This window comes from Hyalangium sp. (assembly GCF_035629615.1).
Taxonomy (GTDB): Bacteria; Myxococcota; Myxococcia; order Myxococcales; family Myxococcaceae; genus Hyalangium.
Genome location: NZ_DASPHO010000674.1, coordinates 1 through 12,037, shown reverse-complemented (window position 1 = coordinate 12,037; position 12,037 = coordinate 1). Strand labels below are relative to the sequence as shown.

11 protein-coding genes are annotated in these 12,037 nt (G+C 68.8%); 9 read left to right on the top strand and 2 right to left on the bottom strand.

The features are described from left to right. Both VD972_RS34145 and VD972_RS34140 read right to left on the bottom strand, forming a co-directional pair. Positions 1–993: hypothetical protein (locus tag VD972_RS34145; protein WP_324992990.1), on the bottom strand; the 993-nt coding region annotated here is incomplete at its 3' end. 153 nt (positions 994–1,146) lie between these two features. Next, entirely contained in the window at positions 1,147–1,389 is a 243-nt protein-coding gene (locus tag VD972_RS34140; RefSeq protein WP_324992989.1) for a hypothetical protein, read from the bottom strand. A 210-nt stretch (positions 1,390–1,599) separates the two neighbouring features. Between VD972_RS34140 and VD972_RS34135 the strand changes: the two genes are divergently transcribed. The 9 genes from VD972_RS34135 to VD972_RS34095 all read left to right on the top strand — a co-directional run. After that, entirely contained in the window at positions 1,600–2,526 is a 927-nt protein-coding gene (locus tag VD972_RS34135; RefSeq protein WP_324992988.1) for an MBL fold metallo-hydrolase, read from the top strand. A gap of 26 nt (positions 2,527–2,552) precedes the next feature. Continuing rightward, positions 2,553–2,684 carry a hypothetical protein gene (locus tag VD972_RS34130; RefSeq protein ID WP_324992987.1) on the top strand — a complete coding sequence of 44 codons (132 nt, stop codon included), beginning with the start codon at positions 2,553–2,555 and terminating at the stop codon, positions 2,682–2,684. Positions 2,685–2,759: 75 nt separating this feature from the next. Continuing rightward, positions 2,760–3,872: a vWA domain-containing protein gene (locus VD972_RS34125; RefSeq protein WP_324992986.1), complete on the top strand. Its 1,113-nt coding sequence runs from the start codon at positions 2,760–2,762 to the stop codon at positions 3,870–3,872. Next, positions 3,869–5,299, top strand: coding sequence for a choice-of-anchor D domain-containing protein (locus VD972_RS34120; protein ID WP_324992985.1), 1,431 nt, complete (start codon positions 3,869–3,871; stop codon positions 5,297–5,299). The genes VD972_RS34125 and VD972_RS34120 overlap by 4 nt, the downstream gene beginning before the upstream one ends. 62 nt (positions 5,300–5,361) lie before the next feature. Next, a complete protein-coding gene (locus VD972_RS34115) occupies positions 5,362–6,792 on the top strand; it encodes a hypothetical protein (RefSeq protein ID WP_324992984.1) in 1,431 nt (476 codons plus the stop codon). Then, the gene (locus VD972_RS34110) at positions 6,789–9,878 is read left to right on the top strand and encodes an IPT/TIG domain-containing protein (protein ID WP_324992983.1); all 3,090 of its coding nucleotides are present in this window, start codon (positions 6,789–6,791) and stop codon (positions 9,876–9,878) included. Before VD972_RS34115 ends, VD972_RS34110 begins: the two co-directional genes overlap by 4 nt. Continuing rightward, entirely contained in the window at positions 9,875–11,002 is a 1,128-nt protein-coding gene (locus VD972_RS34105; RefSeq protein WP_324992982.1) for a hypothetical protein, read from the top strand. Before VD972_RS34110 ends, VD972_RS34105 begins: the two co-directional genes overlap by 4 nt. A gap of 132 nt (positions 11,003–11,134) precedes the next feature. After that, positions 11,135–11,548 (top strand): hypothetical protein, encoded by a 414-nt coding sequence (locus VD972_RS34100; protein WP_324992981.1) that lies wholly within the window; start codon positions 11,135–11,137, stop codon positions 11,546–11,548. Positions 11,549–11,647: 99 nt separating this feature from the next. Continuing rightward, a partial coding sequence (locus tag VD972_RS34095) for an SDR family NAD(P)-dependent oxidoreductase (protein ID WP_324992980.1) occupies positions 11,648–12,037 on the top strand: 390 nt, incomplete at its 3' end.

Sequence of the window (12,037 nt, the reverse complement as noted above, 5' to 3'; positions counted from 1 at the left end):
CTCGCCCTTCGCTGCCGCGTCGGCGGCGTCATAGAGGTGGGGCAGGGCGGCGCCAGACTTCTGGAGCGTCTCAGCGGTGATGCCCAGCTTGGCGAACTGGTCCTTGATCTCCTGCGGAACCTTGTCGAGCAGCTTCTGGCCCAGCTTGGCAGCCAGGTCCGGAGCGGCCTCCACCGCTTGCTGGAAGTCCGTGAGGGCTCCCTTCACGTCACCCGCCTGGAGCTTCTCGAAGGACTCGATCAGCTTCGGGGCTGCCTTGCCCGCCTGAACCAGATCCTGCGGCGTCAGGCCGAGCTGCTCCAGCTGCGCCTTGACGCCCGGATCCTTGCCCAGCGCGGTGAGCGTGGCGTCACGGAACTGATCGTTGCCCACCAGCTCGCGCACGGCGCTCAGATCCGAGGGGTTCTTGATCAGCTTGCCCACGGAGGCGTGCAGCTCGCTGTTGCTCATCAGCTCGTGAACGAGCGCCTTGTCCGTGAGCAGCGTCTTCGCGACGCCGTCTGGCAGGTTCTCCGCCAGCCCACGCACAGCCTTCTCGGCGATCTCCGGCGAAGAGGTCGCTGCGTCCTTCAGGTACCCAAGGGCCTCTTCGTAGTTGCCCTGCACCGCCGCCTGCGCGGCCTTCTCCAGGTGCGGCGCGGCGTTGTTGCCGGCCATCACCACGTCCTCGGCCGTCAGGCCGAGCTTCTCCAGCGCGCCCGCCTGGGCATGCTCGGGGGCCTCAGCCGTCTCGGGCGCCGTGGTGGAGCCGAGCATCGCCTGCTGCTGGCTGCGCTGGGTGGACGTGTTCCCCTGCGCCTCGAAGCCGTCCGCCTCCACCTTCACCTGGTTGGGCGTCGCCTTGTTCTTCGTCTTGGTCCCCTGCTGCGCCTGGGCCGTCTCCTCGACCTTGGGAGGGTCCTTCGGCTTGGGCTGGACCTTGGGCTCGTCGCGATCCCGATCGTTGCTCGCCCGGTTTGAAGAGCCACCACCACCGACGCTGTTAACGGACATGACGACACCTCGTGAAGGACTGGAGCGCCCGGTTCACCCGGGGCGGGAGGTAGCAGCACCTCCCCTTGTAGGGGGTTATCGCCCCAGTCGATATCCAGTTGCGTGAATAGGTTTTTCCCCAAAAAGGGAGTCCGTGGGTACCCTCCTCACGGATCATTTCTCGGCGTTGGCCTTGATGGCCTTGTTGACTTCCTCGATGGCCTTCTCGGTGAGCTGGACGGCTTGGTCGCGGCTCGCGGTGGCCTTGTCCTTCACCTCGGCGCGCTTGAGGGCGTTGAGCGCGTAGCGAAGGTACGTGAGCCCGTCCTCGATCTTGGGCGGCTTGGCCGCATAGGCGGCGTGGCTGAGTGCCCCGAGGAGGAAGGCGGCAGCGATGGCGAGTGAAGTACGGCGCATAGGGAACTCCGGAGAGTCAGGAGAAAGGGCGCGGCAGCAGGATCTGGAGCGTAATGGTTCTCTAGGAAAAAAACGATGGGGCTGTACTGAGAAGGACCTCCAAGGTTCTCCTCGGGAGGGGTTCCATGAGGGAGGCGAAACACCTTTCGCGCCGGAATGGACTGGGTAAGTTGCCACCCGCAGCGGTCCACTCCTTGGAGTCACTCCAGCATGAAAGCTCTCGTCGCAGCCTTGGCCCTGGTTCCCACCCTCGCGCTTGCCCAGCAGCAGGACTTCTCGAAGGTCCAGGTGAAGACGGCGCCCGTCGCCGGCAACGTGCACATGCTCACCGGTGAGGGCGGCAACGTCGCCGTGTCGGTGGGGCCGGACGGCGTGCTCATCGTGGATGATCAGTTCGCCCCGCTGGCAAAGAAGATCAAGGCCGCTGTCACCAAGCTGGGCAAGGGGAAGCTGCAGTACGTGCTCAACACGCACTGGCACTTCGATCACACGGGCGGCAACCCCACCTTCGGCAAGGAGGGCCGCATCGTGGCGCACGACAACGTTCGCATGCGTCTGGCCTCCGAGCAGAAGCTCTTCGGCAACCCGATCCCGCCCCTTCCGAAGGAGGGCCTGCCGGTCATCACCTTTGACAACAGCCTGTCCCTCTTCTTCAACGGCGAGGAGATCCGCCTGACGCACTACCCGGCGGGGCACACGGATGGGGACACGGTGGTGCACTTCATGGGCTCCAACGTGGTGCACACCGGCGATCAGTTCGTGGTGGACGTGTTCCCCTTCTTCGACATGGAGAACGGGGGCACGGTGGAGGGCTACATCAGCAACCTGGAGAAGCTCATCCAGACGCTGCCGCCGGGAGCGAAGGTCATCCCGGGCCATGGGCCGCTGGCTGGCAAGGAGGACATGGAGCGCGCGCTGGCCATGCTGAAGGAGATGACGGCCCTGGTGCGCACCCAGAGGGATGCGGGCAAGACGCTGGAGCAGATGAAGGCGGCGGGCGTCCCGGAGAAGTACAAGAGCTGGGGCAACTTCTTCATCAAGGGAGAGATGTTCCTGGAGATGCTCTACAAGGGCCTGCCGCCGACGCAGAAGGCCGCCACGCCCGCCGCGCCCACCACGCCTCCAGGGAAGAAGTAGTCCCCGCACCCCAGCGGCAGCGTGGGGTGGGCACCCTTCAGGTGACGAGCCAGGCGCAGACGGGAGCGCAGAGGGAGAGGGTCCTCGTGCTCAAGGACGTGCCTGAACCCGAGCGCCTCGCGGCGTGGATCCAGGTGAAGCGCTCGGGAGTCGAGTGAGGGCCGGTTCCTGGCAGGGGAGCGGCCAGGCATCTCCTGCCGGACACGAGGGTGGGGGATTGGCTAACCTGCCCTGTGACCATGCGTCGCGCCGCTGCCACCCTCCTGGCGCTCCTCGCCACCGCCTGCCGGGATGACCGGCTCGTGCCTGCGCTCCCGCCAGGGCTGCGCGTAGAGACCTATGCCCAGCGGTCCGCCTCGAAGGTGGACGTGTTGTGGGTGGTGGACGACTCGGGCTCGATGGCACCTCGGCAGGAGAACCTCGCGCGCAACTTCCAGGCGTTCATCACCTTGTTTCGCCAGGGGAGCATCGACTTCCGCCTGGCTATCACCACCACGGACATCTTCGCCCGCCCTGGCGAGCTGGTGGGCAAGCCCGCGCTGCTGGCGCCGGACACGCCGGACCTCGAGAGCACATTCGCTCGGAACATCCGGGTGGGCACATCGGGCAGCGCGTATGAGGCAGGCTTGGAGGCCGCGCGGCTCGTGCTGGAGCGGCAGGCGGAGCAGGGAGCACCTTGGCGCGAGGCGCTCGCCGCGTGCGAGGCGGGGTGTGACGCCGAGGCCTGTCGAGAGGACTGCGCCACGCGCTATCCCGTGCCGTTCCTCCGCCCGGGAGCGTTCCTGTACCTGGTCTTCGTCACCGACGAGGAGGACCGCTCACCGTACGAGCTGCGCGCGTACTGGCGGGCCTTCGAGCAGGCCCAGGGCATCGGCAATGACGGTACGGTGGTGGCGTCCGCCATCATCGGCGACGTGCCGGCGAATGGCTGCGGGGCCACACCGGGCCGGCGCTACCTGGAGCTGGCGAGCATGATGGGCGGAGAGGTGGGGAGCATCTGCGACGCCGAGTTCGCGGACACGCTGCGCGCGCTGGCCACGAGCGCCGTGGGGCTGCGGCGCACCTTCGTGCTGTCCCACGCACCGGATCCCGAGACGCTCGAGGTCCGCGTGCGCTACCCCTGCGGCGTGGCGGAGGAGGCGGTGGTGGACTGCGAGGCGGTAGATCGCACGGCATGCGAGGGGCAGCCGGCCGAAGCGCTGGAGACGGTGTGTACGCCCCGGCGGGAGGGACCAGAGGGCTGGCGCTACGAGCCGGAGCGGGGAGCGCTCTTCTTCGCGGGCCGTTCTGTTCCAGGGCTGGGGGCTCGAGTGGAGGTGAGGTACTTCGAGGAGGGCAGTCGGTGAGGAGGCTGGCGCTTGGGCTGGCGCTGCTGTGCGCCGCATGTGGCGGCGAGGTGGCCCAGCAGGTGCGTCCCAGGCTGGTGGCACCTCCGGCGGCGCTCGAGCTCGGTGCCGTGCCCGTGCTGAGGGAAGCCTCCGGAGAGGTGCCTCTCGTCAACGCGGGCCGTGCCAGTCTGCGGGTGCTCGCCGTCGGCATCCAGGAGGCGGACACGCCGTTCCAGGTGCAGTCGGCACCGGAGAGCGTGGGGGCAGGGGGGCAGGAGGTGATCCGGGTTGCCTTCGTGCCTCCCGGGGAAGCGGAGTACCGGGCAACCTTGGTGGTGGAGACGGACGACTCGGAGCGTGGCGTGGTGGAGGTAGTGCTCACGGGGGAAGGGCGGACGGCGGCGGCACTGGAGCTGGAGCCAGAGGTGCTCGACTTCGGCCGTATCCCTGAAGGGCAGGCCGTGGCCCGCTCGTTCTCGGTGAGCGCGCGAGGGACAGCGGATCTGGTGCTGGAGGACCTTCGCCTCACCTCAGGCACGAGCGCTGCGTTCGGTCTCGTGGGCTCAGTACGGACGCCAGCCGTGGTGGACATGGGAGAGGAGGTGCAGCTCACCGTACGGTACTCGGTGCCTGAGGGCGCCTCGGAGGCCCTGAGCGGCGGGGTGCTCCTACGGACCACGGATCCGGTCCGGCGGGAGGCCATCGTGGAACTGCGAGGCGCCGTGAACCGGGCGCCTGTGCCTGCGGTAGCGCCGCTGGGGACGAGTGCGCCAGGACAGGAGGTGGTGCTCGATGGGGCGGGCTCGATGGATCCGGATGGGGATGCGCCCCTGGCGTACCAGTGGGTGCTGCGCTCGCGGCCCGTGGGGGCGCAGGCGTCCATTGCGGAGCCCAGCGCAGCGCGCACGATGCTGCGGTTGGATGCAGCAGTGCCTGGGGAGTACGAGGTGGAGCTGCACGTCACGGATGCAGCGGGGGCTCGGAGCGTGAGGCCGGCCCAGGCTCGGGTGGTGGCGGCACCGGCACAGCAGCTCCTGGTGGAGCTGTTCTGGGACAACGCGGCGACGGACATGGATCTCCACGTGCTGCGCATTCCCGGGGCCGCGCTTGGGAGCATCCCGGACGACTGCCACTATGCGAACCCGCGCCCGGACTGGGGGACGCCTGGAGTGGCGGGAGATGATCCGGAGCTGATGCGAGACGCGCTCACGGGGTATGGACCGGAGGTGTTCGGCTACGTCGAGCCGGTGGAGGGGAGCTACCGGCTGGCGGTGGTCTTCGCTCGGGAGAATGGGGCCGTGGATCCTCGGAGCATGGTGACCGTGCGTGTGTATGAGCGCGGTGTGGTGAAGGGGGAGTTCCGGCGAATGCTCTTACATCAGGGGGATGCATGGGGCGTGGCGGACGTGGTCTGGCCCGCGGGTATCATCACGGAGGTGCCGTGACGACTCCCTCACTCGCTCGTGCTCTGGGGAGGAGCAGGGTTCCGAGGCTCGTGGGGCTGGCCATGCTCGTCTGGATGGCCTGCTCGGAGTCGAGGCCTGAGCCGCGGCCTGACGCGGGAGTCCCCGCTCTGGCCTGCGAGCGCCGTGAGGACTGCCCCGGCGGACAGATCTGCGCGCAGGAGGGGTTCTGCGTGCCGTGTGAGTCGAGCGGTCAGTGCCGGCTGAAGGAGAGCTGTGACGCGGAGACCCGCGCCTGCACCTGGCGCGCGGGCTGGGGAGCGGAGTGTGCGAGCAACGCGGAGTGCGCGCTGGGGGCCTGGTGCCGCCAGGGGCTGTGCCAGTCTCGAACGGCCGTCACGCTCTGTCCCTCGGGGGCGCGCGAGGATTGCCCCACCGGGCAGCGCTGCAACCTCGTGAACCTCGTGTGCGAGGAGGACCTCGGCTGCCTGGAGGATGCGGACTGTGGCGCAACCGAGGTCTGCAACACGGGGCTGCACGCCTGTGTCCCGCGTTGCACCGAGGCGACCGCCTCCACACTCTGCGCTGCGGGCGAGCGCTGCGCTGGGAGCCGCTGCGTCCAGTGTGTGGAGAGCGACGAGTGTGGCCCTGGCTTCCTGTGTGACGCTGCGGGCCGCTGCGCCGTCACGCCTCGCTGCTACTCGGATCGGGACTGTCGAGTGCCGCTGACCTGTCATGTGCCGACGGGGGCATGCCTGGAGCGGTCGCCACCCTGCACCTCCGATGAAGGCTGCGCTTCCAGCCAGCGCTGTGACATTGGCACGGGGGCCTGCGTGTCTCGGACCTGCCAGCTGGATGTGCTCGAGCCGAATGACTCCGCCGCGGAGGCCTTTCCTGTCAGCGCGAGCCGTTACCTCGATCTGACCCTGTGTGCGGGAGACGTGGACCACTTCGCGATCATGTTGCAACGAGGCGATCAGCTCGGGGTGAACGTCGAGGGGGACCCCTTCGCCGAGTCCTCTTTCTCCACGGTCATCCTGGAGGGGAGCGGACGGGTGCTCGCCTCGGGGCACATGCTGACCTCGTTCGTCGCGGCCTCCCCGGGGACGTACACCGTCCGGGCCTCCACCCTGGCTCCCGCGCAGCGGTACGACGTTGGCTTCTTCCTCTCGCGGGGCACCCCCTGTGACGACGACCGCCAGGAGCCCAACGACACCTCCGCCACGGCGAAGCCCTATGCCCTTGGGACGACAGTGGAAGGAGTCATCTGTCCGCAGGACTGGGATCACTTCACGCTGTCCGTGCCTGAGGGGCATAGCGCGAGGGCCTCGTTGACGAACTACTCCGCCGCGAGCGGGCTGTTGCGCTTGTGCCTCTTCGATGGGGCCACAGAGCTGGGCTGCTCGGAGGATCCAGCGGGGGCTGTCGTCTCGCTCCCGGCGAGCGTTGTGGGAGGGAAGCTCCTCACTGCGCGCATCACGGGAGACGCCGTGCGCACGACGAACGGCTACACCTTTCAGGTGGAGCTCCCATGAGCGGGCGTGCTCGCCTGAGCTTCCTGGTGCTGTTCCTGCTCGCGGCCTGTGGTGGAGAGCAGCGCCCGGGTCTGGATGCAGGGACTTTCCAGGACGCAGGGACCCAAGGGACGGGGGATGCTGGGACCTCGGACGCGGGGCCCCCGGATGGAGGCACGGATGCCGGTGTTCTGACTCCACCTCACATCCAAGGAGTCCTGCCCGCACGAGGAGAGAATGGCGGTGGGACGTGGATCACACTGCGGGGCAGCGGGTTCCTGCGAGGTGTGGCGAGCAGCACCACCGAGGCCACGAAGCGCACGGCGCTCGAGGTGGGCGGAAGCCGGGTTCGGGACTTCCAGATCATTGACGATTCCCTGCTCGAGCTGCGCACGCCACCTGGCCCAGCGGGCCCAGCGAGCATCACCTTGGAGAATCCCCGAGGACGCGCCGCCTGCGAGGGCTGCTTCACCTGGTTCGAGCCGCTCACCCTGCGCGCCATCTCCCCAGAGACCGGATCTCTGGCGGGAGGCAACGCGGTCACACTGACGGGCTCTGGCTTCAAGGAAGGGACGCGCGTGCTCATCGGTGGCTCGACGAGCCCCAAGGTCACCCGCGTGTCCTCCACGGAGCTGCGCGCCTGGGTACCCAGAGGCCACGCAGTGGGCAACGTGGATGTACGCGTCTACGGCGAAGGCGGAGGGGGCTTCCTGCGCCGGGCATACCTGTATGTCGAGGACCTGCGCATCACGGAGGTTGCTCCGCTCACGGGGCCTCTCGCGGGAGGGACGTCGGTGGTGCTCTCGGGTCAGGGCTTCGAGGGCGCCACTGCCGTGCTCTTTGGAGGAGTCCCCGCCGCGTCCTTCACCGGGGAGGGCCCCACGCGCATGACTGCCACCACGCCCCCAGGCACGAGGCTCGGAGCGGTGGAGGTGCGCATCGTCACGCTGAGAGAGTCCTGGACGGTCCGCGGCGGCTTCACCTACGTCGATGCCACTGGGCCCTTCGCGCTGCATGGGCTCTTCCCGCATGTGGGAGCACGGGCGGACGGCACCGTGACGCTGACCGGACAGGGACTGGACGCGCCGGGGCTGTCCGTGAGCTTTGGCGGAGAGCCCGTGGTACCTGGCGCCGTGACGCCCACCACCGCCATCGTCACTGTCCCCTCACGTGGGGCCCTTCCTCGCATCGTCACCGTGACGGCCACCCAGGGCACAGCGAGCGCGAGCCTCCAGGATGGGTACACCTTCCGGCTCTCCCTGGCAGCCGTGACACCGTCGAGCGGACCGACTCAAGGCGGGACGGACGCGCTGCTCGATGGAGCGAATCTCCCACCGGATGCCAGGGTGGCCGTGGGTGCGCTGGAGGCCATGCCCGTCTCCATCCCCAGCGAGACGCGCCTCCACCTGACCTCTCCTGCTGGCGCGAGCGGCAACGCGAGTGCCATCCACGTCCGGTCCGCGAGCGACCCGGAGAACGAGGCCCTGCTGCCCGGGGCCTTCCAGTACGAGGCCCCGCTCATGCTTGGCCAGGTCGAGCCCGCGCAAGGTGCCATTGCGGGAGGCACGCTCGTCACGCTTCGAGGCGAGGGGTTTGGGGAGGGCGCCACGGTCACCTTTGGCGGTGAGCCCGCGCGGGATGTGCAGCGAGTGGACGACCACACGCTCACTTGCCGCACACCATCCTCGAGCCTGGGTACGGTGGCGATCGTCGTGACGCGAGGAGGCTCCCAAGCTGTGCTGACCGAGGGGTTCACCTTCTTCGATCCGCGTGGCCCAGGGGGGCTGTCGGGCGCACCGCTCACCGGGACGCTCAACGTCACGGTGCTGGACTCCTCGTTTGGCTCGTACGGAGCGCCGGTGCCTGCGGCGAGGGTGATGCTCGGTACGGATCCAGCGACGCCGTTCCAGGGGACCACGGATGCGCGCGGGCAGCTGACGTTCTCGGACTCACGGCTCGCGGGAGCGCAGAGGGTGACGGCCTTCAAGGAGGGCTACGACGCCATCACCGTGATGGGCATCCGAGCGGAGAACCTCACGGTCTTCCTCCGCCGCATCGGGAGCGAAGTGAATCCGGGTGAGCCGCCGATTCCTCCCACGGCCGTCATCACGGGGCGGGTGTTCGGGTTCAAGCCCCCACGGCCCCTGGCGCCAGATGAAGAGCTGGAGGCCCGCGTCTTTGTCTCCCAATCGAGCCCCGCTGGAGGCCCACCCTTCGGCGGCGTGGGAGACCGGACCGCGGACACGTGGAAGCTGCACCAGGATGGGGCCTCCTTCCGTGTGCACGCTCAGCCGGGGCTGCGTGCCGTGTACGCCGTGCTGGGCGTCTTGAAGGGCACGGACTTCGAGCCATACCTGCTCGGCGTTCACCGGGGCATCAGCGCCTCCAATGCCCGGATCGCGGCAGGTCAGGACGTGGTGCTCGATATGCACCTGAATGTCACTGCGCCGCTCACAGTCGAGGGCCCCGTGAGTGTGGGAGGAGCTCCCGCGCTGCACGAGGTCTACGCGTGGCTGGATCTGGGCTCGGAGGGGCTCGTCCCGCTTCCCTCCAACTGGGGTACGGGCACGCGCCTCTATTCGTCCGTGACGGGGTCAGGGCCGTGGCTCACGTTCCCGTTCTTTCCGAGGCTCGATGGCTCGAGCTTCCTCTTCCTCGATCTGCTCCGAGGCACCACTGCGTATCCGCAGAGCCTGCTCTACCACCGGCAGAATGGAGCGGTGACCGAAGGGGTGGCGCTCGGGCCGATGCTGCCGCTGGCCACCTTCACCACTCCCACAGCGGGAGGGCACTTCGAGGGCACGGTGGCGTGGCGCGCGGAGGGGGGCGCCACACCCGATGTGCAGCAGCTCCTCCTCACGGAGCTGGGCCCCACGGGAGGACCGCGCTGGACGGTGATCATGCCAGGGGGAACAGCCCAGGTGGCGATGCCCGCGCCGGCTCTGGACGCGCTGCGCGCCACGCTCCCGCCGGGCGCCATGCTCCGAGCGGAGCTGACCACCTGCCGGGTGCCTCGCTTCCAGTATGACCACTGGACCTACGACACGCTGTCCCCGCTGGCGTGGACGGCGTACTCGCTGGCCCGCTCGGAGCTGATCGACCCGTGAACCGCCTCGGCTCCCTCGCGCTCCTCTTGCTGGTGCTCGCCGCCTGCTCCGACACCCGGAGCGGTGCGGACTGCCGCGAGCCCTCGGATTGTGGCTCCCCCGCGGAGGCCTATCGTTGCGATCCGGGCTCCGGAGCCTGCCTTTGCCGCACGGACGCTGCCTGTCTACCAGGCGAGCTCTGCAACCCTGCCGGTTTCTGTCAGGAGCGCGCGGGCTGCGAGAAGAACGCGGACTGCGCGGACCCGGCGCTCTTCTGCGACACCTCGACGGGGACCTGTCTGACGCGCGGGCGCTGCACGACAGACCTCCACTGCCAGGCCGGCGAGGTGTGTGAAGCCTCGCGCGCGACATGCGTGGAGGGCTGCAGGAGCTCGGGCGACTGCCCCGGGACGGCGTGCCGCTGCGGGGACGCCCCGTGCGTGTGCGAGGCGGTGGATGAACAGGGACGCGCTGCGTGCACGGTGGGTATCTGTGACGCGTCCTTCTGCCAGGATGACCGGGACTGTGCCTTCGGTGAGCGCTGTGGCACTCCGGCCGGCGAGCCTCGGGCGCGCTGCTACAGCGACGTGGACCCGCTCCGCCGCCCCTACTGCGCGAGCTGCAACTACGGTGGCGGCATCCAGGTGTGCGGGCGTGGTGCCAACTACTGCCTCGTGGAGACGGCGTCTGGAGGCGGCTCCTTCTGTGGCGTGGACTGCTCGGAGGGACAGGGCTGCCCCAACGGCTACCAGTGCGCGGACGTAGTGGTGGCCTACAGCCGCTCGCGCTGCCGCACCGACGCGGAGTGCTCGCCGGATCCCTCACTCCCCTGTCGCGGGGACGCGGACTGCCAGCGCGGTGGGCGATGCGTGAGGGCGCCGGGGCAGGAGGTAGGAGCATGCTCCGGCCGCTGCGACGTGGCCGAGGGAGACGTGCTGGGTTACTGCTCCTGCCAGCAGGACACGGACTGCGCTCAGGGCACCTGCAGCCAGGGCGCGTGCACGCTGAGCCGAAAGCCGTGCGTGACAGACGTGGACTGCCGGCCCGTGCGCTGTGTGGACTTCAACGGCGCGGGAGGCTGCCTCATCGGACAGAACTGCGCCCCGGACGAGGGCCTCACCTGCGCCGAGGTCATCCCGCGATGACCCAAACCCCCGACATTTCCGAAGAGTGGTGCGCCCCCCTCCTCCGGGGCAGGCAGAGCGGGCGAAATTGAATGTCCGGGCAGGTCCTCCGTCAGAAAGGGCAACTTGGCAACACGACGGAGGAACTCGAACATGGCCCTCAAGACCGGCATCTTCTTCCTGGCTCTCGGCGCGCTGCTCCTCGGCTCCACCGCGCAGGCGGACGGCAACCGAGACCGCCGGTACGGCCGCGCCCCCCGCTATGAGCACACCCACAGCAGCGCCTGTCGCCACGGGGCGCAGCCGAGGCCTCCTCAGAACGAGCAGGGCCGCTACGAGCTCAAGCTGACGCAGCAGTGGGTCCCCGGCCGCTATGAGCAGGTGTGGGTGCCGCAGGACTGCAGCTACAGGCCGCGCCGGGGGACGACGCAGTGCCGGGGTGGCTACTACGACCAGCGGTGGGTGGAAGGCCGCTACGAGACGGTGGAGCAGTGGGTGTGGGTCTCCTCCGGCTGGCACCGCAGCTCCGGCCCCGAGTGGAGCGCTTCGGTCCACTACAGCTATTAGTGTCCAGCCGTGACACCGGGGGCCATCTGGCTCCTGGTGTACTCTTTTATCTCACTCCCAAGTGTCTTTTGAGCGGCGCCCTGCTAGTGATGCCCTGGCATGGCGACCGCTTTTATTACGGGGGCCGGTATCCGCATCGGCAGCGCGGTGGCGCGTGCCTTGGGACACGCCGGCTATGACCTGGCGCTCCACGCCCACCGCTCGGTGAAGTCGCTGGAGGCACTGGCCGGGGAGCTCCAGGGCCTCGGTCGCCAGGTGTCTCTCTACTCGGCGGACCTCTCGGATCCTCGAGACGTAGACGAGCTGGGAGCTCGGGTCCGCGCTGCCCACCCCATCTTGGACGTGGTCGTCCACAACGCGGGTCTGTACGAGCGCGTTGCCTTTGAGGCCATCAGCCGCGAGCAGTACCGGACGATGCTCGCGGTCAACCTGGACGCGCCCTTCTTCCTCACCCAGGCGTTGCTGCCGAGCCTGCGGGCCGCCGTGCAG

Excerpts from the sequence above, each read along its gene's own strand:
- VD972_RS34140 (WP_324992989.1), bottom strand. The coding sequence starts at position 1,389 with ATGCGCCGTACTTCACTCGCCATCGCTGCCGCCTTCCTCCTCGGGGCA.
- VD972_RS34135 (WP_324992988.1), top strand. The coding sequence starts at position 1,600 with ATGAAAGCTCTCGTCGCAGCCTTGGCCCTGGTTCCCACCCTCGCGCTT.
- VD972_RS34115 (WP_324992984.1), top strand. The coding sequence starts at position 5,362 with ATGCTCGTCTGGATGGCCTGCTCGGAGTCGAGGCCTGAGCCGCGGCCT.
- VD972_RS34110 (WP_324992983.1), top strand. The coding sequence starts at position 6,789 with ATGAGCGGGCGTGCTCGCCTGAGCTTCCTGGTGCTGTTCCTGCTCGCG.
- VD972_RS34100 (WP_324992981.1), top strand. The coding sequence starts at position 11,135 with ATGGCCCTCAAGACCGGCATCTTCTTCCTGGCTCTCGGCGCGCTGCTC.